The sequence below is a fragment of the Curtobacterium pomorum genome (assembly GCF_044497295.1).
Classification (GTDB): Bacteria; Actinomycetota; Actinomycetes; order Actinomycetales; family Microbacteriaceae; genus Curtobacterium.
In genome coordinates this window covers 817294-840985 of the sequence record NZ_CP172409.1, presented here as the reverse complement: position 1 = coordinate 840985, position 23692 = coordinate 817294, and the positions used below count along the sequence as shown (strand labels likewise).

At 71.2% G+C, this 23692-nt stretch carries 25 protein-coding genes and 1 pseudogene; 11 read left to right on the top strand and 15 right to left on the bottom strand.

The genetic code is table 11. The features are described 5' to 3' along the window. Positions 1-12 precede the first annotated feature (12 nt). The 11 genes from ACGH48_RS04120 to ACGH48_RS04070 form a co-directional block, all read right to left on the bottom strand. Positions 13-1722: an MFS transporter gene (locus ACGH48_RS04120; protein WP_396290285.1), complete on the bottom strand. Its 1710-nt coding sequence runs from the start codon at positions 1720-1722 to the stop codon at positions 13-15. A 1-nt stretch (position 1723) separates the two neighbouring features. Further along, positions 1724-3058, bottom strand: coding sequence for an NtaA/DmoA family FMN-dependent monooxygenase (locus ACGH48_RS04115; protein WP_396290284.1), 1335 nt, complete (start codon positions 3056-3058; stop codon positions 1724-1726). Next, on the bottom strand, positions 3055-3831 hold the full coding sequence (locus ACGH48_RS04110) for a cysteine hydrolase family protein (protein ID WP_396290283.1): 777 nt from the start codon (positions 3829-3831) through the stop codon (positions 3055-3057). Before ACGH48_RS04110 ends, ACGH48_RS04115 begins: the two co-directional genes overlap by 4 nt. A 14-nt stretch (positions 3832-3845) precedes the next feature. Further along, entirely contained in the window at positions 3846-4910 is a 1065-nt protein-coding gene (locus ACGH48_RS04105; RefSeq protein WP_123313179.1) for an LLM class flavin-dependent oxidoreductase, read from the bottom strand. A 48-nt stretch (positions 4911-4958) separates the two neighbouring features. After that, the gene (locus tag ACGH48_RS04100; RefSeq protein WP_396290282.1) at positions 4959-6104 is read right to left on the bottom strand and encodes an ABC transporter substrate-binding protein; all 1146 of its coding nucleotides are present in this window, start codon (positions 6102-6104) and stop codon (positions 4959-4961) included. A gap of 169 nt (positions 6105-6273) precedes the next feature. Continuing rightward, entirely contained in the window at positions 6274-7116 is an 843-nt protein-coding gene (locus ACGH48_RS04095) for an ABC transporter permease (protein WP_396290281.1), read from the bottom strand. Positions 7117-7129: 13 nt separating this feature from the next. Beyond that, positions 7130-7957 (bottom strand): ABC transporter ATP-binding protein, encoded by an 828-nt coding sequence (locus ACGH48_RS04090; protein ID WP_123313594.1) that lies wholly within the window; start codon positions 7955-7957, stop codon positions 7130-7132. A 174-nt stretch (positions 7958-8131) separates the two neighbouring features. Next, on the bottom strand, positions 8132-8545 hold the full coding sequence (locus tag ACGH48_RS04085; protein WP_123313177.1) for a hypothetical protein: 414 nt from the start codon (positions 8543-8545) through the stop codon (positions 8132-8134). A gap of 44 nt (positions 8546-8589) precedes the next feature. Further along, on the bottom strand, positions 8590-9012 hold the full coding sequence (locus tag ACGH48_RS04080) for a hypothetical protein (protein WP_396290280.1): 423 nt from the start codon (positions 9010-9012) through the stop codon (positions 8590-8592). After that, the gene (locus ACGH48_RS04075; RefSeq protein WP_396290279.1) at positions 9009-9530 is read right to left on the bottom strand and encodes a nucleotidyltransferase domain-containing protein; all 522 of its coding nucleotides are present in this window, start codon (positions 9528-9530) and stop codon (positions 9009-9011) included. The genes ACGH48_RS04080 and ACGH48_RS04075 overlap by 4 nt, the downstream gene beginning before the upstream one ends. Before the next feature lie 157 nt (positions 9531-9687). Continuing rightward, on the bottom strand, positions 9688-10446 hold the full coding sequence (locus ACGH48_RS04070) for an SDR family NAD(P)-dependent oxidoreductase (protein WP_396290278.1): 759 nt from the start codon (positions 10444-10446) through the stop codon (positions 9688-9690). Positions 10447-10514: 68 nt separating this feature from the next. Between ACGH48_RS04070 and ACGH48_RS04065 the strand changes: the two genes are divergently transcribed. Then, positions 10515-11108, top strand: a complete 594-nt coding sequence (locus ACGH48_RS04065) for a TetR family transcriptional regulator (protein ID WP_396290277.1) — start codon at positions 10515-10517, stop codon at positions 11106-11108. Between the two features lie 84 nt (positions 11109-11192). On the opposite strand, the gene ACGH48_RS04060 is transcribed toward ACGH48_RS04065, so the two are convergent. Further along, positions 11193-12134 carry an aldo/keto reductase gene (locus tag ACGH48_RS04060; RefSeq protein ID WP_396290276.1) on the bottom strand — a complete coding sequence of 314 codons (942 nt, stop codon included), beginning with the start codon at positions 12132-12134 and terminating at the stop codon, positions 11193-11195. A 108-nt stretch (positions 12135-12242) separates the two neighbouring features. Between ACGH48_RS04060 and ACGH48_RS04055 the strand changes: the two genes are divergently transcribed. The 3 genes from ACGH48_RS04055 to ACGH48_RS04045 are packed head-to-tail and all read left to right on the top strand — an operon-like array spanning position 12243 to position 13711. Next, positions 12243-12833 carry a TetR/AcrR family transcriptional regulator gene (locus tag ACGH48_RS04055; RefSeq protein ID WP_396290275.1) on the top strand — a complete coding sequence of 197 codons (591 nt, stop codon included), beginning with the start codon at positions 12243-12245 and terminating at the stop codon, positions 12831-12833. A 40-nt stretch (positions 12834-12873) separates the two neighbouring features. Then, positions 12874-13287, top strand: coding sequence for a VOC family protein (locus ACGH48_RS04050; protein WP_396290274.1), 414 nt, complete (start codon positions 12874-12876; stop codon positions 13285-13287). Positions 13288-13315: 28 nt separating this feature from the next. After that, on the top strand, positions 13316-13711 hold the full coding sequence (locus ACGH48_RS04045; RefSeq protein ID WP_396290273.1) for an arsenate reductase ArsC: 396 nt from the start codon (positions 13316-13318) through the stop codon (positions 13709-13711). A 4-nt stretch (positions 13712-13715) separates the two neighbouring features. Here the strand turns inward: ACGH48_RS04045 and ACGH48_RS04040 are convergent, their stop codons facing one another. Further along, the gene (locus tag ACGH48_RS04040) at positions 13716-13985 is read right to left on the bottom strand and encodes a hypothetical protein (protein WP_111086890.1); all 270 of its coding nucleotides are present in this window, start codon (positions 13983-13985) and stop codon (positions 13716-13718) included. 98 nt (positions 13986-14083) lie between these two features. On the opposite strand from ACGH48_RS04040, the gene ACGH48_RS04035 reads away from it, so the two are divergent. From ACGH48_RS04035 to ACGH48_RS04020, 4 genes are all read left to right on the top strand, one after another. After that, positions 14084-14956, top strand: a complete 873-nt coding sequence (locus ACGH48_RS04035) for a DUF808 domain-containing protein (protein WP_123313167.1) — start codon at positions 14084-14086, stop codon at positions 14954-14956. Positions 14957-14993: 37 nt separating this feature from the next. Further along, complete coding sequence (locus tag ACGH48_RS04030; RefSeq protein ID WP_396290271.1) at positions 14994-15635, top strand: hypothetical protein; 642 nt, start codon at positions 14994-14996, stop codon at positions 15633-15635. A gap of 467 nt (positions 15636-16102) precedes the next feature. Beyond that, positions 16103-16384, top strand: coding sequence for a hypothetical protein (locus tag ACGH48_RS04025; RefSeq protein WP_396290270.1), 282 nt, complete (start codon positions 16103-16105; stop codon positions 16382-16384). Positions 16385-16481: 97 nt separating this feature from the next. Beyond that, entirely contained in the window at positions 16482-16916 is a 435-nt protein-coding gene (locus ACGH48_RS04020; protein ID WP_340197304.1) for a VOC family protein, read from the top strand. A gap of 22 nt (positions 16917-16938) precedes the next feature. On the opposite strand, the gene ACGH48_RS04015 is transcribed toward ACGH48_RS04020, so the two are convergent. Then, positions 16939-17892, bottom strand: a complete 954-nt coding sequence (locus ACGH48_RS04015; protein ID WP_340197305.1) for a manganese catalase family protein — start codon at positions 17890-17892, stop codon at positions 16939-16941. Positions 17893-18032: 140 nt separating this feature from the next. Here ACGH48_RS04015 and ACGH48_RS04010 point away from each other — a divergent pair, with 140 nt between their 5' ends. Then, complete coding sequence (locus ACGH48_RS04010; RefSeq protein ID WP_396290269.1) at positions 18033-19418, top strand: FAD-binding oxidoreductase; 1386 nt, start codon at positions 18033-18035, stop codon at positions 19416-19418. 103 nt (positions 19419-19521) lie between these two features. Here the strand turns inward: ACGH48_RS04010 and ACGH48_RS04005 are convergent, their stop codons facing one another. Continuing rightward, positions 19522-19917, bottom strand: coding sequence for a hypothetical protein (locus ACGH48_RS04005; protein ID WP_123313163.1), 396 nt, complete (start codon positions 19915-19917; stop codon positions 19522-19524). 280 nt (positions 19918-20197) lie between these two features. Between ACGH48_RS04005 and ACGH48_RS04000 the strand changes: the two genes are divergently transcribed. After that, positions 20198-20881: a hypothetical protein gene (locus ACGH48_RS04000; RefSeq protein WP_396290268.1), complete on the top strand. Its 684-nt coding sequence runs from the start codon at positions 20198-20200 to the stop codon at positions 20879-20881. A gap of 101 nt (positions 20882-20982) precedes the next feature. Then, positions 20983-23406 (top strand): annotated as a pseudogene (locus ACGH48_RS03995) (ABC transporter). Positions 23407-23692: the final 286 nt, after the last annotated feature.

The following is a 23692-nucleotide window of genomic DNA, read 5'->3' as shown; positions in this document are numbered from 1 at the left end:
GGGTTCCTTCGTTCAGGAGCGGGCGAGCAGGGAGCGGGCACGTCGTTCGTCCGCACGCATCGCGGCGACGAGGGCGTCGGGCCCGGGGAACGTGCGCTGCCGACGGAGCCGACGGCCGACGGTGAGCTCGACGGGGGTGCCGTACAGGTCGCCGTCGAAGTCGAGCACGTGGATCTCGACGGTGCGCGGCCGGTCGGCGAAGGTGCTGTTGCTGCCGATCGACACGAGGGCCTCGCGCGTCCCCGGCCACGTCGGTGCGGTCAGCCACCCGACGTAGACGCCGTCCGACGGCACCGTACGGCCGTCGTCGGGCAGCAGGTTGGCGGTCGGGAACCCGAGCCCGTGGCCGACGCCGGCGCCGTGCACGACCGCGCCGGTGAGGACCGCCGGCGCCCGTCTCGGCAGGGAGACCGCCGCCACGAGCGCCCCGAGTGCCGCCAGCGCCAGGGCGCCGAGGGCGACCGCGTCGGTCGACACCGCGAGCAGCACGGCGGTGACGGTGCTGCCCAGGACGGCACCGAGCTGCTTCACGGTGTTGAACGTGCTCGACGCCGCACCGATGGTCGCCGGGCCGGCCCCGAGCACCGCCGCGAGCGAGAACGGGGACCAGACGAACGCGTTCGCGACCCCGAAGCCGGTGAACGCCGCCGCGACCGCCCAGAGCGGAGCCGACGTCCCGATGAGCACGGCGGTGAGCGTCACCGAGACGACGAGCAGGACGGCACCGATGGTCGCCGTCGCTCGCGGGCCGGCGGTGTTCGTCGTGCGGCCGACGAACGGTGCGGCGGCCAGGCAGGCGATCCCCATCGGCACGAGCACCAGGGCGGCTGCGCCGGCACCGAGTCCGCGTCCGTCCTGCAGGTCGAGCATGAGCGGGATCGGCGCAGACCCGACGCAGAACGACGCGGCCATCGCTCCCCACGAGCCGGTGACGAACCCGCGGTCGCGGAACAGCCCGAGCGGGACGAGTGCCCGGTCGCCCGCTCGGCGCTGCACGGTGAGCACCGCGGCGACGACGAGCGCGCCGAGGACCACCAGACCGACCCGCGGCAGGGGTGCGGCGAGCACTCCGTCACCGGTCCCCTGCACGCCGACGACCACGGCGAACACCCCGGCGGTCACCCCGACGACGGCGAGCACCGGTAGCGGCACCGCGATGCGTCGGGACACCGGCACGAAGCGGAGCACGGCGACGGCGGTGACGATGCCGACGGGGACGTTCACCAGGAAGACCGACGGCCACCCCCACGCCTCGACGAGCACGCCCCCGACGATCGGGCCGGCGACGGTCGCGGCACCACCGCCGGCGCTCCAGACGGCGAGCGCGACGGCGAGCCGCGGCGGGTCGAACAACGAACGGATGACGGTCAGGCACTGGGGCGTGAGCAGCGCGGCGCCGACGCCCTGCACGGCGCGCCAGACGACGAGCGCACCGATCCCCGGCGCGAACGCGCAGCCGACGGACGCGACGGTGAACACCGCGAGCCCGAGCAGGTAGACGCGGCGGTGGCCGAAGCGGTCGCCGAGCCGTCCGGCGACGAGGAGCGGCACCGCGAACGCGAACAGGTAGGCGCTGTTCACCCAGACCGACAGGGACGCGTCGGTGCCGAGGTCGCTGCCGATGTCCGGCAGTGCGACGGACACGATCGTGCTGTCGAGCAGCAGCATGAAGAAGCCGAGGCAGAGCCCGCCGAGCGCGAGCCACCGACGGGCCGGGGTCACCTCACACCGCCAGGTTCTCGCGGAGCGTCGACCCCGGGTACCGCGGCGCCAGGGCACCGCGGGCACGCAGTTCCGGCACGAGGAGCTCGCTCAGGTCGGCGAACCCGGTGGGCATGCCGAGCGGGCTGGACAGCATGTAGCCGCCGCGTCCGCCGGTGGCCGCGAAGTTCTCCTGCAGGGCGTCGGCGACCCCCGCGGCGTCGCCGACCAGCATGTGGTCGAGGCCCGTCGCGGCACGCCAGCCGTGTTCGAAGAAGTCGTCGCGGTCCATCGTGTGGTCCTCGCCGAACTCGGCGACCAGGCTGCCGACCAGGCCGGCCGGGCTCGCCTGCGCGGCGACGATCTCGTCGCGCAGCTCGCCGAGCCGGAACGTCTCCGGCAGCGTGGAGAAGTCGTAGCCGGCGTTGTGCGAGATGAAGGTGCCGACGGCCTCGCGGTTCCAGAACGACAGCAGCGAGTCGCGGCGGGCGGCGGCCTCGGCGTCGGTGGCCCCGACGATGACCTGGGTCGCCCAGAGGATCCCGACGCCGGACGGGTCCCGGCCGGCGTCGGTGAGCGCTGCGTCGAGCGCGTTCCGGTGCCGGAGCTGTCCGGCGACGCTCGACCCGAACCCGAACACCAGGTCGGCGAAGGACGCACTGGCGGCGATGCCGCGCGGCGAGTTGCCGGCCTGCACCACCACGGGGTGCCGCTGCGGGCTCGGGACGCTCGCGAGCGGGCCACGGACCTTGAAGAAGCGACCGTCGTGGTCGATGGGGTGCACCCCGGCCGGGTCGGCGAACCGTCCGGTCGAGCGGTCGCGGACGATGGCGTCGGGGGCGACGGAGTCCCAGAGTGCACGGCAGACGCCGATGAACTCCTCCATCCGTTCGTACCGCAGGTCGTGGTCGATGAGGTGGTCTGACCCGTAGTTCGCTGCGTCCGCACCACGCGACGAGGCGACGACGTTGAACGCCATCCGTCCGCCGGTGACGTGGTCGAGCGAGTTGAGCAGCCGGGCGACCGAGAAGGGGTGCGTGAACGTCGACGAGTAGGTGAGCCCGAACCCGATGTGCTCGGTGACGGTGGACATCGCGGCGATCACGGGCGACATGTCCTGCCGGGGCCACTGGATGCCCCACTCGACGGCCGGGTCGATGCTGCCGCGCCACGTGCTCGGCACACCGGACCCGTCGCCGAAGAACAGCATGTCGACGCCGGCACGTTCGGCCGTGCGGGCCACCTCCATGTACATGCGGACGTCGGGGAAGTCCTGGCCGACCCAGCTGCCGGCCGCGGCCCACCGCCCCTCGGTGTGGGTGAAGGACAGGTCGTAGGCCAGGTGCATGCCGCTCATCGGGCACCCACCGGCGAAGCGGACGCGGACGCGGACGCGGGCACAGACACAGACACAGACGCGGAGGCGGACTCGCGCCACAGCGCCACCGTCTCGTCGGCGTCGGTCACGACGCCCACGTTCAGGTCGATCAGGGTGAGCGCGGCGTCGTGCACGTCGGTGTCGTACGCGGCGGTGGCGTCCTGCGGGACCACCACGGGCCAGCCGAGCTGCATCGCGTCCTGCGCGGTGGCGAGGACGCAGCACTCGGTCGTGAGTCCCACGACGGTGACCCAGCCGATCCCGGCGGAGGTGAGCCGGGCCTCCAGGTCGGTGCCCAGGAACCCGCTGTAACCGCGCTTCACGACGCGGGTCTCACCGGGCGCTGGCGCCGTGCGGTACCACTCGGCGCCCTCCGTGCCGATCCGGCAGGGCTCGTCGTCCGGCATGGGTCCGTCCGGGTCGCCCCCGCGCAGCCACGTGCTGGAACGCCACGGCCGGGCCGGGTCGCTGCCGAGTTCGACCCAGACCACGGGGACGCCCGTCGCGCGGGCCTCGTCGACGAGCGAGCCGATGCGGGTGACGGCGGCGTCCACGGCGACGGACGCGCGGTCGTCGAGTCCGTACGGCGCGATCCGCGCCGGCTCACCGAAGTCGCGCTGCACGTCGACGACGACGAGCGCGGGACGCGAACCGGCAGCCAGCGAACCGGCAGCCAGCGAACCGCCAAGCGGCGAACCGGCAGCCGGCGATCCCTGGTCCAGCAACTGCGCGAGCCGTGGGTCGCGACCCACGTCGACTCCCCCGGTCACCGGACGACCGCCGCGTCGTGCTGGCGGAGCGCGGGCAGGACGGTCTCACCGAACAGCACCATGTCCTGGTCGTACTCGGGGAAGATCAGCATCAGGCCGTCGAGCTCGCCCCGGTCGACGATGTACTCGATGTGCTCGGTGACGGTCTCGGCCGACCCGGCGACGTACGCGGTCTGGAACGCGTCCTCGCCAGCGGCACCGTCCGCCCACGCCCGTGCCTGCTCGGCGGGGACGCCCCACGACGCCCGCATCGAGGCCAGCGCCTGTCGGTCGACGCCGGCACCCCACTCGCGCACCTTCCGCTGGGCGGCGGCGTCGGTCTCGCCCTGGACCACCGTGAGCATCGAGTACGTGCGGCATTCGCGGCCCTCGGCGGCGGCGCGGTCGTGCACGTCGCGGGACAACTCGCGCATCTCGTCGAGGCTGTCCGCCGCCAGGAAGGCCCCGTCGGCGTGCTTCGCCTGGAACGCCCTGGCCGCCTCGGACTTGCCGGCACTGATGATGGTCGGGCGCGACACGGGGTGGGGGCGGGACTCGCACGCGTCGAGGTCGAAGTACGGCGTGTGCATCGTCACGCTGTCCTCGGTCCACAGGCGCGTGACCGCCTCGGTCCAGAGCTCCGTCATCCGGTACCGGTCGGCGTGGCTGAGGGCCGCGTCCCAGATCCCGAACTGCTCGAACTCCGCCGCGTAGGCGCCGTTGACGATGTTCATGCCGGCCCGGCCGCCGGAGATGTCCTGCAGCGTCGTGTACATCTTGGCGGCGACCGCCGGGTTGTGGACGTTGGCGTGCATCGTCGCCCAGATCTTGACCCGCTCGGTGGCCTCGGCGATCCCGGCCATCATCGTCATCGACTCCAGGGACCGGCCCCAGTGGTCCGTGGAGCCGCCGAAGCCGCGCCACTTCGCCATCGACATCACGAAGTCCAGGCCGATCGTCTCGGCGTGCAGCGCCGCACGCTTGTTCCAGGCGTAGGTCGCCTCGGGGTGGGGTGCCGTGGTGGAGAGCATCCACCCGCCGTTGCCGATCGGGAGGAAGATCCCGTACTCCTTCGCGGGCATCTCACGCCGCCTTTCTGGTCGTTGCGGAACACTCGGTGACGATGGGGCTCACGGTGCGGGCCACACGGTCTCGCCGTCCTTCGTGATGGCGTCGATGTACTCGTTCGTGAACCAGCTCTTCGCGTCGTCGGCGGTCACGGAGCGCTTGACGATGTCGAACTGGTGCAGCATGTCGACGAGCTTCGTCACGTTCTCCGGGTCGATGCCGCCGAGCGGCTGGTCCGGCGTCGGGTTGTCCGCGATGACCTTCGTCTCGGTCGTCCAGATCTTGGTGTTCTGGGCCGTGTCGTAGGTGGCGCCGGACAGCTTCGCGGCGTACCCGACGCACTGCTTCGTCTTCGCCTCGCTCGCGGAGCAGAAGTCGTAGGCGTGCAGGGCTGCGCGCAGGACGTCCTCGACCGCGGTCGGGTGCGCCTTCGCGAACGCCGGGTTCACGGCCATGGCGCCGATCGACGAGGGGATGTCGTAGTCGACGGGCTGCCAGACGGTGACGTCGTCACCGGCGGCCTTGAGCAGGTTCGGCTCGTTCGACACGAAGCCGGTCAGCGCCTCGAGGCCGTTCTGCTTGCGGGGCAGGACGGACGGGTCGTAGCCCTCCTTCACCAGTGTGAGGGAGTCCCACTCCACACCGGCCTTCTCCATCATCGCCCGGACCGACGCGGGGACGTAGCCCTTGTGGCCGACGACCTGGCCGTCGAGCTGCGGCAGCTTGGTGATGTCCTTGTTCGTCATCAGGACGTCGAGGCCGGCGTTCGAGTACGACGAGATCCCGGTGATGTCGATGCCGTTCGCGCGGGCCTGGATGAGGTCCTGCTCGGCGACGGCGGAGACGGTGGCCTGGCCGCTCGCGAGGAGCTTCGTGTTCTGTGCGGTGTCACCGGACCCGGGCTTCAGCGTGACGTCGAGGCAGAGGTCCTTGAAGTAGCCGAGCTCGTCCGCCGCGATGTACTCGAGGATCGACGCCGACGACTGGTACTGGTAGCCGGACAGGTAGGTGATCGTGCCGGCGGCCTTGTTCTCCTTGCACCGCTCGGCCGAGATCGCGCTGCCCTCGGACGAGGTGGTGCCGGCGCTGGAGCCGGTGCTGCAGCCGGTGAGCGCGAGGGCGACGACGGCGGTGGCGAGGGCCGCGAGTGCGGCCGTGGTGCGGCGCGTGGTGCGGCGCGTGCTGTGCTGCGTGGTGCTGTGCTGCATGGTCACTCCTGTGGGAAGGGATGGGTGGTGCAGGGCAGGTGCGGGTGGGGCGGTGGGGCGGCTGACGTCGGCCTGGAGGCGCGGCTGACGTCGCGCGGGCAGGCTCGCGCCGGCGGGTGGTGCGGCAGGGCCGCGGGGCGGCCGCGTGGTGCGGCCGGCGGACCGCGTGTCAGTCGTTCGCGGTGCGGTGCCAGTGCAGGACGCGTCGCTCCACGAGGGTGATGAGTCCGAGCAGGACCACGCCCATCACCGCGAGGATCGCGATCGCCGCGTAGACGACCTCGAGCTGGTTCATCGACGACGCCGTGCTGATCACGGTGCCGAGTCCCCCGGTCGATCCCGAGGCGGACAGCTCCGCGACGACCGCGCCGATGATCGACAGCGGGAACACGATCCGCAGGGCTGCGAACACGAACGGCAGGGCGTTCGGGATCCGCAGGTGCACGAGCATCTCGAACCGGGACGCGTCGATCGTCCGGTACACCTGCAGCACGGGCTGCGGCACGGACCGCAGGCCCGCGGCGGTGTTGATCAGGATCGGGAAGAAGCAGATGAGTGCCGTGATGACGAGCTTCGGCAGCGGCCCGAACCCGAACGCCACGACCAGGGCCGGAGCGATCGCGACGAGGGGCGTGACGTTCAGCACGATGGCGATCGGCATGACCGCACGGCGGACGATCGGCAGCTCACTCGTCAGCACCGCGAGCACGAAGGCGGCGAGGAACCCGATGGCCAGGCCGACGAGCGACTCCGCCAGGGTGATGCCGGCGTTCTGCAGGTAGTAAGGCAGCTGCGTGGCGAGGGTCTCCCCCACCGCGGGCAACGGCGGCAGCAGGTACGGCATGGCCGTCGCACCGATCTGCCAGAGCACCGCCAGGACGGCGAGCATCACGACGAGGGGCAACCAGACGGTCGGTCGGAGCCAACCGGGCACGGATCTGCGGCTGGTGCGCCGCTCGGCGTCGGCAGTGGTGACGGTCGCGGCGGGCGTGGAGGTGGTGGTCGCGCTCATGGTCCCGTCTCCCTCAGGCCGCATCGGCCGTGCGCCAGGCACTGTGCAGGCGGGTCCGGACGAGGTCTTCGTACTCGTGGAACCGCTGTTCCTCGAACAGCCGCTGGTTGCGCGGGCGGGGCAGGTCGATGTCGATGACGTCGACGATCCGGCCGGGGCGCGGCGCCATCACGACGACGGTGTCCGACATCCGGACGGCCTCGGACACCGAGTGCGTCACGAAGAGGACCGTCGTGCGCAGCTCGTCCCACAGGTCGAGCAGCTGGTCCTGCAGGCTCTCGCGGGTGAACTCGTCGAGTGCCGAGAACGGCTCGTCCATCAGCAGCACGTCGGGGCGCAGCCCGAAGGCCCGGACGATCGCGGCGCGCTGCTGCATGCCGCCGGACAGCTGCGCGGGGAGCTTGTCCATCGCTTCGCCGAGGCCCGCCATGCGCAGGAGCTCACGCATGTCCGGACCGGCACCGGTGCCGCGCTCCTCGAGGTCGTCGATGGCGGCACGACGTCGGCCGGCGCCGGGGTTCACGCGGGCGGCGAGGGAGACGTTCTGCAACACCGTGAGCCAGGGCAGCAGCGCCGGCGTCTGGGGGACGAGCCCGATGAGCTTCGCCGCGCACGCCTGCGCCGGGGTGACCCCGTGCACCCGGACGTCACCGCGGTCGGCGGGCTCGAGCCCGGCCACGAGCCGGAGCAGCGTCGACTTCCCGCAGCCGCTCGGGCCGATGAGCGACACGAACTTGCCGGGCTCGATCGTCAGCCGGGCGTCGTCGAGCGCGACCATGGCGCTCGGGCCGCTGCCGTAGACCTTGCGCACCGCGTCCACGCGGACCGCTGATGTGGTCATCCGTTCCTCCATACCGTCGGCGAGCACGCAGGCTCGATCTCGTATGGCGGAGAGCGTGCGTCGCGAGCTCGGGTGGTCTGCGACGCGGAAATCCGCTGCTGGTGACGAGGTTAGGGCGCCCGTGTTACGGCGTCGGACCACATGTGTTGCGAACGTGTGAACGCGTGCGACGGCTCAGCGCGGTGACGGTGCGGCGGTCTCGCCGTCCCAGACGAGCACCTCGACGCCGAGGTCCTCGGCGGCGACCGCGACCCACCCGGCGAGCGCCCTCGCTGCGGGCTCGGCGACGACGAGCACGGCACGCTCGACCCCGGGGACCGACCGCCGCAGCCACAGCAGCTTGAACAGGTCCGCCATCACCTTGTTGCGCCAGGCGGGCTTGTAGGCGCCCTGGTTCGCGACGAGCTGCACGACCACGCGGTCGGCGTCGTCGATGCCCTCGACCTCGACCCGGGCGCGGTCGAGGACGACCGTGCGCGGGCGGAGGACGAGTCCGAGAGCGACCCCGGTGTGTTCGAGCATCCGGCGTTCGACGGAGTCGGGGGCGAACCGGCCCCACTCGGAGCGCGCGACGGGGACCTCGGTCATGTCGGCAGTGTAGGCGGGCCAGCCGCTCCGGATCGACCGGCGCGTCAGACCGACCGCGCGGCCACCTCGAGGGCCTCGGCCGCTTCCCCGGCGCGCACGATGTCGCTGTCGCTGACCGACCGCGCGTTGTACTCGGCTTTGGTCTTCACCGCCAACAGCACCTCGAGGTGCTTCGCGACCGACTGTCCAGCAGCCGCACGCAGCACGGGTAGCGCTTCGTCGTGTGCTCCCGATCGCGAGTACTCGCCGGTCCGAGCGACGCAGATCGCGTCAGCCGCGGCGATGCCGCTGAGGACGCACTGCGTGACGAAGGCGTTCGCGAACTGCGATCCGGCAGTGAAGACCCCTGCGTCACCGCCGAGCGCGCGGAGGGCCTCTGCAGCTTCGAGGAACTCCGTCGCCTTGGCGAGCCGGCCCCTCCGGAACGACTCGTCGCCCGGTGCGGTGGTGCCGATTCGCGGGGTCATCCAGTCAGGGTACGGAGCTTCCGGGACAGCCATCGACCATCGCCTGCGATGGGAATACCGTCTCGGGCAACCGATGCGAGGAGCGAGTCGGTGCCGTCGATCTCGTCCTCGTCGAAGAGGACCGGCCGCACGGCGTTCCCGGTCCACCGACCGGCCGCACGGCACAACGCGTGGATCCGGTCCTCGGCCTCCGCACGTCGGCCGTGCTCGACGATGAAGCAGACATCGAGGTCGCTGTCCGGCCGCATCTCACCACGGGCGCCGGATCCGAAGAGCGCGGCGTATCGGAGGGGGATCGATCGACAGCCCGATCGGAGTCGTTCGAGGAGCGCGCGCCGGAGATCGGCCAGAGCGGTGATCGCATCGGCGGCGAGGTGTTCCCGGTTCAGGCTGAACGACTTCGTCCGTCCGGTCCGGTGCCCGTCGACGACACCCTGCTCGACCAGCCGATCCGCACTGTTCCGGACCCCGGCGTACGACCGGTCCGGCACCAGGCTGCAGATGTCCGAGATCGTCATCGGTCCTGGCGCTCGTGCCAACACGGCGAGCACATCGCCGTCCACGGAGGTGGTCACCGTCGCGAAGGGGCTTTGCAACTGCATCGGAACCTCCGATCGAATACGAGTAGAAATCTACCACTTCTAGTAGATTTCTACTCGTATCTGAGCATTTTCCTCAGACGACCGACCACCCGCCGTCACTCGGCAGCACGGCGCCGTTCACGTTGGCGGAGTCGTCGCTGAGGAGCCAGGTGATGGCCGCGGCGAGCTGTTCGGGCTGGGCGACCGGCGGGATCGCGACCTGCATGATGGGGCCCACTCGGCTGGCGGCGTACTCGCTGCGCATCGGCGCCTCGATGTTCGTCGCGACCGCACCCGGCGCGACCGCGTTGGCCCGGATGCCCTGCGGCCCGTGGAAGAACGCCACGCTCTTGGTGAACCCGGCGATCGCGTGCTTCGACGCCGTGTACGCGGCGCCCGCGGCCGAGGCACGGAGTGCGGCCTCGGAGGCGACGTTCACGACGGCGCCGCGACCGGCGGCGATAATGTGCGGCAGGACGGCGCGGGTGAGGCGCATCGGCCCGGTGACGTTGACGCTGAAGACGCGGTCCCAGGTGGCGTCGTCGACCTCGCTCGGCGGCAGGAAGGCGTCCATGATGCCGGCGACGTTCGCCAGTCCGTCGATGCGATCGCCCGCGGCGGCGATGAGTGCGTCGATCGTCTCGGTCGCGGCGACGTCCCCGACGACGGTCTCGACGTCGAAACCGTCGAGTTCGGAGCGGAGGGCGTCGAGCCGCTCGGCGACGACGTCGGTCGCGATCACGCGCCCGCCCTCGTTTGCGATGCGCGTCGCCGTGGCGCGTCCGATGCCGGAGCCCGCCCCGGTGACGATGATGGTCCTGCCGGTGAACCGTCCGGCGGTGGTGTCGGTCATGTCGTCTCCTCACTGAGAGGCGCTCGCTGCGCCACGATGGTTATAGCACTCAGTGCCGAAAGGACTCCATGAGCTCGACGAGCGACCGGGCGACGAGCGACCGCCCGACGGGACGCCCCCGCACGATCGACCCCGACGCGGTGTCCCTCGTGGCGCTGCGCCTGTTCGATGAGCAGGGCTTCGACGCCGTCTCGATGGACGACGTCGCCACGGCCGCCGGGGTGAGCCGTCGATCGTTGTTCCGGCTGTTCCCGAACAAGGCGGCACTCGTCTGGGGCGGGCTCGACGAGTTCGCCTCGCGGTTCGGTGACGCACTGCGGGAGCGGCCGTCCACGGAGTCATCGTCGGTCGCCCTGCGCGCGGCCTACCGGATCGGCGCGACCTTCCCCGACGACGCCGTGGAGGTCACCCGCCACCGCCTCCGCGTCATCCGCGCGAACCCCTCACTCGAACACGTCGGCGCAGCCACGGTCACGACCCTGACCGACGACATCGTCCGGTTCGTGGCCGAGCGGGACGGCGCGACGCCCGACGACCTCGCGGTGTCGGTGCGCGCGCACGCCCTGGCGGCCGCGGCGAGCGCGGCCCTCACCTGGTGGGCGCTGCACGGCGACGGCCGTCCGGAGGACGTCGTGGACCGCGCACTCGCCCTGCTCGCCTGAGACGCGCTCTGGACACGACCACCGGACGGACTGGAGGCCCGTGGCGGGCGTGCCACGGGCCTCCAGTCCGACACCCGGCCGGGTTCAGCCCATCGCGCGCTTCCCACGGACGTCGCGCGACAGCGCGTCGATGCGCGCCACCTCGTCGTCAGTGAGCCGCACCCCGGCGGCTGCGACGTTCTCGGCGACGCGTCCGGGGTTGCGCGATCCGGGGATCGGGACCAGGTCGGCGCGCTTCGCCAGGACCCAGGCCAACGCGAGCTGCGAGAGCGAGATGCCCTTCGCGTCGGCGATCTCGGTGAGTGCGGTGACGACGGCGACGTTCGCGTCGAAGTGCTCCGGCGCCCACCACTCGAGCTGCTGGCGGATGTCGTCGGCCGCGTACGCGCTCGCCGGCTGCACGGCACCGCTCAGGAAGCCGCGCGCCAGCGGCGAGTAGGCGACGACGCCGATGCCGAGCTCGTCGACGAGGGGGAAGAGCGCCTCGGACTCGCGCGAGAAGACGGAGTACTCGGTCTGGAACGCCGAGATCGGGTGGACCGCATGCGCCCGGCGGATCTGGTCGGCATCGGTGTTCGACAGGCCGAGGTACCGGACCTTGCCGGCCTGCACGAACTCCTGCATCACGCCGACGACGTCCTCGATCGGGACGGCCGGGTCGTGGACGTGCTGGTAGAGCAGGTCGATCGAGTCGGTGCCGAGGTTCTGCAGGCTCGCGTCCACCACCTGGCGGATGTGCTCCGGTCGGGAGTCCGGTGCGTACGCCTCGGGGGTGAACCCGAACTTCGTGGCGATCGTCACCTCGTCGCGGATCGGGGCGAGCGCCGCGCCGAGGAGCCGCTCGCCGGTCCCCCAGCCGTACAGCTCGGCCGTGTCGAAGTGCGTGACGCCGAGTTCGTGTGCGTGCCGGATCGCGGCGACGGACTCGGTGTCGTCGCCGGGTCCGTAGGCGAACGTGGTGCCCATGGCGCCGTAGCCGATGGCGCTGACGGTGAGGCCCTGTCGGCCGAGGGTGCGTTGCTGCATGGTGCCGTCCCTTCGTGACGTGTGGTGGTCATGCGAGTGGCAATGTACGCCACGATTGTCAGAGTCTGACAACTTGGACCGAAGATGACGTCGCGGTACGATCGGCCCGTGAGCGACGTGCGAACCGGCCTGCGGGACATCACCCGCGACGCCGTCCGCGCGCGCATCGCCGCCGTGGCACTCGAGCGGTTCGACACCGACGGGTTCGAGAACGTCACCGTGGAACAGGTCGCCGCCGAGGTGGGGATCTCGGCGCGGAGCTTCCACCGGTACTTCCCCGCGAAGGAGGACGCCGTCATCGGCGACCCCGCGCGACACCGGGACGCGCTCGCCGAGGCGTTCCGGTCTCGGTCGACGACCCAGCCGGTGTGGCCCGCGCTGCGCGAGGCGTTCGCCGAGATGCTCGAGCGCGGCAGCACCGACGACCCCGAGACCGGACGACGATCCGTCCGCGTGATGACGAGCACGGCGTCACTGCGCGCACGGAACCTCGAGAAGCACCAGGCCTGGGCGGACGTCCTGACGCCCCTCGTCGTCGAGCAGCTCCACGGGCCCGACGCCGAGCTGCACGCACGAGTCCTCGTGCAGGCGGCCCTCGGTTGCTTCGACGTGGCGATCACCACCTGGGCCACGGGCGACGACCCCGACGCGGCCGCGATCCTGCGACGCGCGTTCGACGGCATCGCCCCGAGCGCCTGACGAGCGGACGCGCGCCGTCGTCCGGCGGTATCGTCCGGGCATGAACGTCACCGGACCGTCGCCGTACTTCCAGTTCGCCGGCACCGCCAGGCAGGCCCTCGAGCACTGGCGAGGGGTCTTCGGCGGCGAGGTCCGGATTGCGACCTACGCCGACTTCTCACGGACCGACGGCCCCGCCGACGCAGTCGCCCACGGGCAGCTCACCGGCGGACTCCAGCTCTTCGCCGCGGACGCGAGCGAGACCGACGAGCCGTTCGCGTCGACCGGATTGCTGTTCTCGCTACTCGGCGCCGACGAACCCGACGTACTGCGGCACTGGTTCGACGCACTCGCCGAGGGTGGCACGGTCGTCGACCCACTGCAGCAGCGACCGTGGGGCGACTGGGACGGAACCGTGCGGGACGCGTTCGGCGTCACGTGGCTCATCGGGTTCGAGGCATCAGCACTGGGGTGATGGGCGCCGTCGCTGGGATGATGGGCGCATGACCGATCTCCCCGCCGTCCTGTTCGTCTGCGTCCACAACGCCGGACGCTCCCAGATGGCCGCGGGGTGGCTGCAGCACCTCGCCGGCGACCGCGTCCGGGTGTTCTCCGCCGGCAGCGAACCCGCCGACCAGGTGAACGCCGTCGCCGTGCAGGCCATGGCCGAACAGGGCATCGACATCGCCGCCGCCCGACCGGCGGTGCTCGAGACCGAAACCGTGCGTGAGTCGGACGTCGTCATCACCATGGGCTGCGGTGACGCCTGCCCGGTGTTCCCCGGCAAGCGCTACGAGGACTGGGACCTCGACGACCCGGCAGGGCTCACCATCGAGCAGGTCCGGCCGATCCGCGACGACATCCGGTCGCGCGTCGAGCAGTTGATCGCGTCGCTGTAGACGACTACTGCTGGTCGGACGGCAGCAGCGGCGCCCAGTAGGCGTCCGGGCCGTCGGCCTGCACGGCGTCGCGCTCGAAGCGGAAGCCGTACTCCCGCACGAAGTCGAGTGCGGCGGCCTGCTCGTCCTCGGCGTCGTCGTGCGCGGCGTCGAACAGGTACACCCCGTGCCCCATCTTCACGCCCGAGTCGCTGATCACCGTGAGGTCCCAACGCCCTTCCTCGGCGCGTTCGATCCGCACGACGGCGGCCTGGGCAGCGGTGAAGTCAGCCATGCCGTCAGCCTACGGACGGTGGCCCGGTGGCGTTCAGGGTCGGTCGCGCCCAGTACGCTGAGCACCGTCACAGGCCCGGACGAGCGGAGAACGAAGTCATGTCAGTCGGATTGCTCGCCGTGGTGGACGACATCCTCTCCGCGGCCCTGAAGGCGAGCGCGAAGACCGCCGGTGTCGTCATCGACGACGCCGCGGTCACCCCGCAGTACGTGCAGGGGCTCGCGCCGGCCCGGGAGCTCCCGGTCGTCGGGCGCATCGCGCTCGGCAGCCTGTTCAACAAGTTCATCATCATCATCCCGCTGGCGCTGCTGCTCACCGCGTTCGCTCCCTGGGTGCTGCCGTACCTCCTGCTCATCGGCGGGACGTACCTCTGCTTCGAGGGCGCGGAGAAGGTCACCGAGTGGTTCGGTGTCCACCACGGCGCAGGCTCCACCGACTCGGTCACCGAACCGAAGCTCGTGTTCGGCGCCATCCGGACCGACCTCATCCTGAGCACCGAGATCATGCTCATCGCCCTGGCCGGTCTCGACCCCGACCTCGGGCTCTGGCCGACACTCGGTGCCCTCATCGTGATCGGGCTCGTCATGACCGCGGTCGTCTACGGCGCAGTGGCCCTGCTGGTGAAGATCGACGACGTCGGCCTGCAGATGATGAAGAACTCGGTCCGCCGCACCCGTCGCACCGGAGCGCGGATCGTTCGGGCCATGCCGACGGTCTTCCGGGTCATCAGCGTGATCGGCACCGTCGCCATGCTGTGGGTCGGCGGGCACCTGGTCATCGCGAACCTCGCCGAGACGTTCTGGCACGGTCCGTACGACCTGCTGCACACGATCGAGCACGCGATCGAGGCCGCCGGCCCGGTCGTGACGTGGACCGTGGACACCGCGATCTCGGCGGTCGCCGGCGTCGTCCTCGGCATGGTCGTCGTGGCGATCGTCCTCGGCATCGGTCGTCTTCGCGGGAAGCACTGACTTACACTTCTGTTCCGCCATCGGTACACTTGTGTACATGGCTGAGGAGAGTGTCGCCGAGTTCGCTGTCCGCGTCGGGTTGTCGTCGCGACGCGTGCGGGCACTGATCGAAGGGGGATCGATCCGAGCACGCCGGGTCGGCGGCCAGTGGCTCGTCGACCAGTCGTCGGAGCATCGACCTGCCGCGAGTCGACCGCTCGGTGCGCGGATGCGCAGCAACCTGCTGGCCTCGCTCTCCGGTCAGTCCATCGATGGTCTCTCTGCGCCGGAGCGAGTCCGTCTTCGCCGCTACCGGGACGAACTCGTGCGGAGCGCCGAACCGGACCGCATCCTCGGAGCTTGGATCCGCCCGGTTCCTGCGCTTCGTCTCCGCGTGGCCGATGCCGACCTCGAGGACCTCGCCGCCGACGGACGCCTGGTGAAGTCGGGCTTCAGCGATCCCCGCTCGGAGATCGCCGCGGCGGGGCAGCTCGAGGCTCGTGTCGCGGCGAGCGATGCCGATGCACTCCGGCGCGACTACCTCCTGCGCCCGTCCGACCAGCCCAACGTCCTGTTGCACGTCTCTGAGCAGAAACCCCCGTCGCCGCTTCCGCTCGGGTTGCTCTTGGTGGACCTCGCGGGGCACGACGGAGTCCGCGAACGGTCCCGGGTCGCAGAACTCCTCCAGCGTGCGTCGTGACGATCGTCGCACCGGCCATGACATCGGCCCAGGCGGCAGCGTGGCACGCGCTGTTCGAGGTCCACGAACGCCACCCGGGTGGATGGGCACTCGTGGGCGGGCAGATGGTGCATTCGTTGTGCTGGGAGCGAGGCACTGTCCCGCCCCGGCCCACTCAAGACGCTGACGCCGTGCTCGACGTCCGCGCACAACCGCGAGTCCTCCACGACTTCACCGCGGTTCTCAGCGCGCTGGGGTTCGAGTCTGCCGGCGAAGCACCGCCCGTGCTCGAGGGGACACGTGGCGTGCAACACCGATGACTGAAGGGCGACGCCCAGATCGACGTCCTCATCCCACGCTTCCTCGGCGAGCGAGCGGACAACCGGGTCGGTGTGACGGGTGGTCGGACGATCGCGGCGCCGGGCGGGCAAGGGGCGCTCGACCGATCGGAGACGATCGACGTCGAGGTCTCGGGACGGACGGGGCGTGTGAACCGACCGAGCCTGCAGGGAGCACTGGTCGCCAAAGCGTCCGCGCTCCTCATCGGCGAAGGAGCACGTGCTGACCGACACCTGAACGACCTGGCGATCCGCGCGTCACTCGTCACCCGGCGGGACAGGGGGGCCGAGCGGCTCACCAGGACCGAAGTCGTTCGCGTCCGCTCTGCGCTCGGACTGGTCCTCGACCGTCCGCCGCTCCACCTGAGTGTCGGCGTGGACGCGGCGACGGTGATGGTCGTCCGTGAGCAGTTCGTCATCGGACCGCACTGACACGAGCCGGAACACGAGTGTCCCGACGGTCCACGCGTCGAACGACTCGTGGTCCGTTGCAGAACCGGTGCCGCGGGCCAGGATTACCCTGACGCGCATGGCAACGGTGCGACAGGTCCAGGTGACGTTCGACTGCGCCGAACCGGAGCGGGTCGCCCGGTTCTGGTGCGAGGTCCTCGGCTACGAGGTCCCTGCTCCCCCGCCCGGGTTCGACGACTGGCAGGCGTTCAACGCCTCGCTCCCGCCCGAGCACCAGGACTCCGCCTTCGCGTGCGTCGACCCGACCGGTGCCGGCCCGCGCCTGTTCTTCCAGCGGGTGCCCGAGGGCAAGACGGTCAAGAACCGCGTGCACCTGGACGTCCGGGTCGGCACCGGCCTGGTCGGCGAGGAGCGCCTCGCCGCGCTCGACGCCGAGAGCGCACGCCTGGTCGCACTCGGTGCGACCCAGTTCCGCCGCATGCTCGCGGATCAGGTGAACGAGTCCTGCATCGTGATGCAGGACATCGAGGGCAACGAGTTCTGCCTCGACTGATCCGCGAGCTGCGGCGGCGGGCTCAGGCGACCGGCCCGTAGAGCGGCGTCTCCGCCTGGTCGAGCTCCAGCTCGGCGGTCTGCTGGATGAGTGCCAGCAGGTCGGCGTCGAGTCCGGGAGCGAACTCCTCGAGGCGCTCCGGAGCGATGAACGACGGCGCTCCCACCGGGGCCTGCTCGGTCGCGGAGAGGTCCGTGCCGTCCTTCGACGGCGATGCCCCGCGGAAGATCTTGCCTGCCTCGGACGCCCCGTCGAGGTCGAAGCTGTACTGCTTGCTCTGCAGCCCGAGGTCGACGAGTTCCTTGACCTCCGGGAACCGCTCGGCGTTCGTCTTCGGGATCGGCAGCAGGGTCTTCCAGTCGACGCCGAGGGTCTCGAGGGCCTTCGCGTAGGCGTTCTCGTGCGCCTGGTCGCGGACGATCAGGTACGCGATGGTGCTGCGCGCGGTGGGGTTGTCCGTCATCTCGTAGATCCGGCACTTCTGCAGGCGACCCGTGGACTCGAGCATCAGGTTGTACAGCAGGTCGAGCGGCAGGTTGCCGGAGTTGTAGACGTAGCTGCCGCTCCACGGGTTGCCGGCCGCATCGACCGGCAGGGCGCCCTGGGCACCGACCAGGTAGTGGTGGATGTTGCTCGTGTCGAGTGCGATGTTGAGCGGCGTCGCACCCTTCGCACCGGGCTTGTCGAGCGGGTCGGTGAGCTTGCCGGTGTACTCGGGCGAGCCGTCGAGCAGGCGGGAGATCGTGGTGCCGATGAGCTCGACGTGGCTGATCTCCTCGGTGCCGACCCCCTGGATGAGGTCGCGGTACGGCTTCGCCGCCGGGCCGCGGAAGTTCATCGCCTGGAACAGGTACTGCATCATCGTGCGCATCTCGCCGAACTGCCCGCCGAGCCCTTCCTGCAGGGCGTTCGCGGCTGCCGGGTCGGGCTCGCCGTCGGCGATCTCGTTGATCCAGGTCTGTGCGTGGAAGTACATGGAGCCTCCTTGCTGGTCGCGACGGATCCGCCGCGTGCCTCACGGTCGTCCGGCGCCCCTGGCAGGCGACACGGGTCGTCCACTGAGCGCGGTATCGTCGTCGGCGCCGCACCGCAGCGCCCGGAAGGACCCCCGAACCGATGACCGTCAGTCACGACGTCGACACCGCCGCCCTCGACGACCTGCTGGGGGTGGACCAGGTCCTCCGCGACCCGGCGTCGCTCGAGCGGTACCGCCACGACGACGCCGAGTGGGCGGACTCCACGGCGCCGCTCGCCGTCGTCCTCGCCCGCAGGACCGACGACGTCGTCGCCACCGTCAAGTGGGCGGCGGCGGCCGGGGTCCGGGTCGTGCCGCGCGGCGCCGGGACCGGTCTGTCCGGCGGGGCGAACGCGATGGCCGGATCGGTCGTCCTGTCGCTCGAGCGGATGGACGCGGTCCTCGAGGTCAACACCGACGAGCGGTACGCGGTCGCCCAGCCAGGTGTGGTCAACGACGCCCTGCGTGCAGCGGTCGCGGAGCACGGGCTCTGGTACCCGCCGGACCCGGCGAGCTCGGCCATCTCGACGATCGGCGGCAACGTCGCGACGAACGCCGGCGGGATCTGCTGCGTCAAGTACGGCGTCACCCGCGACTACGTGCTCGGGATGACCGTCGTGCTGGCCGACGGTTCCGTGGTCGAGCTCGGCCGCCGCACGGCGAAGGGCGTCGCCGGCTACGACCTGGCCGGCCTGATGGTCGGCTCCGAGGGCACGCTCGGCATCGTCGTGTCGGTGACCGTCAAGCTGCTCCCCCTGGCCGGCCGCGATGAGCGCGCCGTGATCGGGTACTTCCCCTCGCTCAGCGCCGCCGGGGACGCCGTCGCGGCGATCTCACGCGCCGGCATCATCCCCGCAGCGCTCGAGATCGTCGACCGGACCTGCCTGCGAGCCGTCGACGACTGGATGCACCTGGGGCTGCCGTCCGACGTCGACACCCTGCTGCTGGCACGGGTCGACGAGCGGGGTGCGGCGGGCGACGACCTCGCCGACCAGGTCGCCGCGGTCTTCGCACGGGCCGGCGGCACCGACGTCGAGCGGGCCACGGACCCCGACGACATCGCCCGGCTGTTCCAGGCGCGGCGGCTCGCGTACCCGGCGCTCGAGCGGCTCGGCCCGGTGCTGACCGAGGACATCTGCGTGCCGCGCAGCGCGGTGCCCGAGATGCTCCGGCGGATCCAGGCGACCGCTGCGGCGCACGACGTCACGATCGCGAACATCGCGCACGCCGGCGACGGCAACCTGCACCCGCTGATCATCGCGCCCGTGGGCGACGACGCGGCGAAGGCCCGCGCGAAGCACGCGTTCGACCAGATCGTCGCGGACTGCCTGGCGCTCGGCGGCACCGTCACGGGCGAGCACGGCGTCGGACTGCTCAAGTTGCCGGGCCTGCGACAGGAGCTCGGCGAGCGGGTCCTGGCGATGCACCGTTCCGTGAAGGACGCCCTGGACCCGGCGGGCACCCTGAATCCCGGCAAGGCGTTCTGAACGCACGGAGACGACGGACGGGAGGCCCGGTGCCAGCTGGCACCGGGCCTCCCGTCCGTCAGCCGGTCGCGTTCAGCGCCCGGCGTGCGTCACGCAGTCGCGGTCAGCGACGGCGGAAGTAGCCGTTCGCGCCACCGACGTACATCAGGATCGTCGCGACGAGCACGGCGACGGCACCGATCCACCCGAAGGCGTTGCCACCCGACGCTGCGCCCACGCCCACACCGATGAGCTGCAGGATCGCGAGCACGGTGAGCACGATGCGGGCCCAGTTGCGACCGTCGCGCATCTTGAAGACGATGATGAGCTCGATCACGGCGAGGACGAAGGCGAAGATCGCTCCGCCGACGAGCGGGGCGGTGCCGACGCTGTCGGCGACGTCGGCAGAGCTGCCGGACGTGAGGCTGATGATGCCCTGCACGATGTTCGCCAGGACCACCACCAGCCAGATGATGAACGACACGGTGACGCTGGTCGGACGGCTGTTCGTGTTTGCCATGTGAGGAACCCTTCGTGAACGGCCGCGTCCAGCGGCCACACAGCGAACGTACATGAGCACCGGAGGTCTGTCCGGAAGCGGGCGAAGGTCACGGACCGGTAACGAGGACAGATCGGTCCAAACCGTTTCGCCGAGGCCGCCGAATCACCTGCACAGACCGGGAACCACCCGGAGCGCTCACCAGCCGCACATTGCTGGTTCTCCACCCGCACCAGGGTGTGTTCGGCGCGCACACAGCAGCCGCGCCGAGCGCGACACCTCAGCAAAGGAAACGATCACCATGCGCAAGAGCCTGAAGACCTCCATCACCCTCGCCACGACCGGCGCCCTCGTCCTCGGCGGTGCCGCGTTCGGCATCTCCTCCGCCCAGGCCGCCACCCCCTCGATCCACACGGTCTCGTCGTCGTCCGAGTCGAAGATCCCCGCACCCGTCGCATCGGTCCCCGAGGTCCTCGGCGGCTCCACCGCCGTGAAGCTCGACTCCGGCTTCACCGACGCCCTCACCGCCCTGAAGCTCACCCCCGGCGTCTCCGGCGACGCGACCCTCGCCGACGGATCCGTGTCGTTCCCGATCACCGCCGGCTCGGTCACGTACTGGTCGCCGGACGGCAACTACTGCCCCTACGTGCAGGGCCTGCTCAACCACGACGACTCCGGCCTCACCCTCAAGGCCGGCGACACCACCGTCACGCTCGAGAACTTCGTCGTGAACCCGGGCTCCTCCAAGCTCTACGGTGACGTCCTGGTCAACGGCAAGGTCGCCGCGTCCGACGCGTACCTGTTCGAGCTCTGGGGCGGCTCGCTCAAGCCCCTCCAGCTCGAGGGCGACAACGCCATCCTCACCGGCACCACCGTCCACATCTCCGAAGACGCCGCCGGCCTGCTGAACAAGACCTTCGGCACCGACGCCGTCAAGCGCGGCCTCCTCGTCGGCACCGCCACCATCACCGCACAGATCAAGTAACACCCCGCACCACACGCGAAGGGCCGCCCCGGACAACCGGGACGGCCCTTCCGTGGTGCACCGGCGGTCGCACCCAGCAGCACCCGCCTACCATCGAGCAGATGCCCACCCCCCGATCGACCGTGACCGACGACCAACCGGGGCCCGACGACTTCATCCGTGTCCGCGGCGCCCGTGAGCACAACCTGCAGGACGTCGACGTGGACATCCCACGCAACCGGATCGTCGCCTTCACCGGCGTCTCCGGCTCGGGCAAGTCCTCGCTCGCGTTCGGCACGGTGTTCGCCGAGGCGCAGCGCCGGTTCCTCGAGTCCGTCGCCCCCTACGCCAGGCGCCTCATCGCGCAGGGGTCGACCCCGCACGTCGACTCCATCACCGGGCTGCCGCCGGCCGTGGCCCTGCAGCAGCGCCGCGGTGCCCCGAGCAGCCGCTCCACCGTCGGCACCCTGACGACCCTGTCGAACTCGATGCGCATGCTGTTCTCGCGGGCCGGCACCTACCCGTCCGGTGCCGACCGGCTCGAGTCGGACTCGTTCTCGCCGAACACCGTCGCCGGTGCATGCCCCCGGTGTCACGGACTCGGCATCGCCCACGAGGTCACCGAGGCCTCGGCCGTGCACGACCCGTCGCTGAGCATCCGCGACGGCGCGATCACCGCGTGGCCCGGGGCGTGGCAGGGCAAGAACCTGCGCGACGTCACCGCGGCGCTCGGCTACGATATCGACGTGCCGTGGCGGGAGCTCTCCCGTCAGGACCGTGACTGGTTGCTGTTCACCGAGGAGCAGCCGGTCGTCCAGGTCCACCCGAAGCGCGACCGGGTCGCGAAGCCGTACAAGGGGCGGTTCTGGAGCGCACCCCAGTTCGTGCTGCACACGCTCGCCGACTCGCAGAGCGAGACCCAGCGGACCAAGGTGCTGCAGTTTGTCGAGTCCGGCCCGTGCGGTCTCTGCGGCGGCACCGGCCTGACGCGGGCGGCCCTCGCGGTCACGGTCGGCGGCCACTCGATCGCTGACCTGAACGGTCTGCCCCTCTCCGCGCTGGCCGACGTCCTGCGCCCGATCGCGACCCTCACGGACGCCGGTGCCGCGACCTCGCGCGCGTCGTCGGGTGAGCACACCGAGGTCGCCGTCGCGATCTCCCGTGACCTGCTGAACCGGGTCGAGGTGCTCGTCGGGCTCGGTCTCGGCTACCTCGCACTCGACCGGGCCACCCCGACGCTCTCCCCCGGTGAGACGCAGCGCCTCCGCATCGCGACGCAGCTGCGGTCGGGGCTGTTCGGCGTCGTCTACGTGCTCGACGAGCCGAGCGCCGGCCTGCACCCGCCGACGCCGAATCGCTGGTCGAGGTCCTCGACGACCTGCGCGCCGGCGGCAACAGCGTCTTCGTCGTCGAGCACGACATGAGCATCGTGCGACGCGCGGACTGGATCGTCGACGTCGGCCCGGGTGCCGGGTCCGGCGGGGGCAGCGTCCTGTACAGCGGGCCGGTCGACGGCCTCGCCGACGTCGAGGCGTCGGTCACCCGACGCTTCCTGCACCCGGGCGACCGTGCCGACGAGGACCGCATCGTCCGGACGCCGATCGGGACCCTCGAGCTGCGCGACCTCACGCTGCACAACCTGCAGGGACTCGACGTCGACCTGCCGCTCGGGGTGCTGACCGCGGTCACGGGCGTCAGCGGCTCCGGCAAGTCGTCGCTCGTCGGCGGCGTCCTGCCCGGTGTGGCGACCACGCACCCGCTCGTCGACCGTGTCGTGCAGGTCGACCAGAAGCCGATCGGCCGCACACCGCGCTCGAACCTCGCCACCTACACCGGACTCTTCGACGCCGTCCGTGCCGCGTTCGCCGCGACCGACGACGCGAAGGCCCGCGGCTGGACCGCCAGCCGCTTCTCGTTCAACGTCGCCGGCGGCCGGTGCGAGGTGTGCCAGGGCGAGGGCTCGGTGTCCGTCGAGTTGCTGTTCCTGCCGGGCAGCTGGGCGCCCTGCCCGGAGTGCCACGGCGCGCGCTACAACGACGAGACGCTCGAGGTGCGGTGGGACGGGGCGACGATCGCGGACGTCCTCGGCATGACCGTCGACCAGGCAGCACCCTTCCTGGCGTCGCTGCCCGCTGCAGCTCGCGGCCTCGAGGCCCTGCGCCAGGTGGGGCTCGGCTACCTGCGCCTCGGACAACCCGCCCCGGAGCTGTCCGGCGGTGAGGCCCAGCGCATCAAGCTCGCGACCGAACTGCAGCGCGCCCGCACCGGGCACACGCTCTACCTGCTCGACGAACCGACGACGGGTCTGCACCCCGCCGACGTCGAACTGCTAACCGCGCAGCTCGCACGACTCACCGACGCCGGCAACACCGTCGTCGTGGTCGAGCACGCCATGGACGTCGTCGCGAGTGCCGACCACGTCATCGACATGGGCCGTCCGGCGGCGAGACGGCGGCCGCGTGGTCGCCACCGGCACGCCCGCCGAGGTGGCCGCGTCGACCACGAGCCGGACCGCGCCGTACCTGCGGGAGCAGCTCGGGCGCTGATCGCGCCGACCGGCGGACGGGCGCGTCCCGCTCAGCGGTGACGCGCCAGCGGCACGCGGGCCGCGCCGACCGAGCCTGCGAGGGAGGGGTGGCGGGCTGGCACCGCGCCTCCCGTCCACTCCGTGCGGACCACGCGACCCCGTGCCCGGTTCCACGCACCGTGCAGCACAGCAGACACGCACCACGCTGCCAACCCCGCACCACCCGACGAACCCCGCACCGTGCGGACCCCGCGCGCGGCAGCGCCCGCCGGGACGGATCCCGACGGGCGCTGCTGGTGGTGCGG

Coding starts and splice junctions, on each gene's coding strand:
- ACGH48_RS04080 (WP_396290280.1), bottom strand. CDS start 9,012: ATGACCCCGCGAATCGGCACCACCGCACCGGGCGACGAGTCGTTCCGG.
- ACGH48_RS04020 (WP_340197304.1), top strand. CDS start 16,482: ATGGCAACGGTGCGACAGGTCCAGGTGACGTTCGACTGCGCCGAACCG.
- ACGH48_RS04050 (WP_396290274.1), top strand. CDS start 12,874: ATGAACGTCACCGGACCGTCGCCGTACTTCCAGTTCGCCGGCACCGCC.
- ACGH48_RS04035 (WP_123313167.1), top strand. CDS start 14,084: ATGTCAGTCGGATTGCTCGCCGTGGTGGACGACATCCTCTCCGCGGCC.
- ACGH48_RS04040 (WP_111086890.1), bottom strand. CDS start 13,985: ATGGCTGACTTCACCGCTGCCCAGGCCGCCGTCGTGCGGATCGAACGC.
- ACGH48_RS04075 (WP_396290279.1), bottom strand. CDS start 9,530: ATGACGATCTCGGACATCTGCAGCCTGGTGCCGGACCGGTCGTACGCC.
- ACGH48_RS04090 (WP_123313594.1), bottom strand. CDS start 7,957: ATGACCACATCAGCGGTCCGCGTGGACGCGGTGCGCAAGGTCTACGGC.
- ACGH48_RS04015 (WP_340197305.1), bottom strand. CDS start 17,892: ATGTACTTCCACGCACAGACCTGGATCAACGAGATCGCCGACGGCGAG.
- ACGH48_RS04100 (WP_396290282.1), bottom strand. CDS start 6,104: ATGCAGCACAGCACCACGCAGCACAGCACGCGCCGCACCACGCGCCGC.
- ACGH48_RS04095 (WP_396290281.1), bottom strand. CDS start 7,116: ATGAGCGCGACCACCACCTCCACGCCCGCCGCGACCGTCACCACTGCC.
- ACGH48_RS04005 (WP_123313163.1), bottom strand. CDS start 19,917: ATGGCAAACACGAACAGCCGTCCGACCAGCGTCACCGTGTCGTTCATC.
- ACGH48_RS04070 (WP_396290278.1), bottom strand. CDS start 10,446: ATGACCGACACCACCGCCGGACGGTTCACCGGCAGGACCATCATCGTC.
- ACGH48_RS04000 (WP_396290268.1), top strand. CDS start 20,198: ATGCGCAAGAGCCTGAAGACCTCCATCACCCTCGCCACGACCGGCGCC.
- ACGH48_RS04065 (WP_396290277.1), top strand. CDS start 10,515: ATGAGCTCGACGAGCGACCGGGCGACGAGCGACCGCCCGACGGGACGC.
- ACGH48_RS04115 (WP_396290284.1), bottom strand. CDS start 3,058: ATGAGCGGCATGCACCTGGCCTACGACCTGTCCTTCACCCACACCGAG.
- ACGH48_RS04045 (WP_396290273.1), top strand. CDS start 13,316: ATGACCGATCTCCCCGCCGTCCTGTTCGTCTGCGTCCACAACGCCGGA.
- ACGH48_RS04010 (WP_396290269.1), top strand. CDS start 18,033: ATGACCGTCAGTCACGACGTCGACACCGCCGCCCTCGACGACCTGCTG.
- ACGH48_RS04085 (WP_123313177.1), bottom strand. CDS start 8,545: ATGACCGAGGTCCCCGTCGCGCGCTCCGAGTGGGGCCGGTTCGCCCCC.
- ACGH48_RS04060 (WP_396290276.1), bottom strand. CDS start 12,134: ATGCAGCAACGCACCCTCGGCCGACAGGGCCTCACCGTCAGCGCCATC.
- ACGH48_RS04105 (WP_123313179.1), bottom strand. CDS start 4,910: ATGCCCGCGAAGGAGTACGGGATCTTCCTCCCGATCGGCAACGGCGGG.
- ACGH48_RS04030 (WP_396290271.1), top strand. CDS start 14,994: ATGGCTGAGGAGAGTGTCGCCGAGTTCGCTGTCCGCGTCGGGTTGTCG.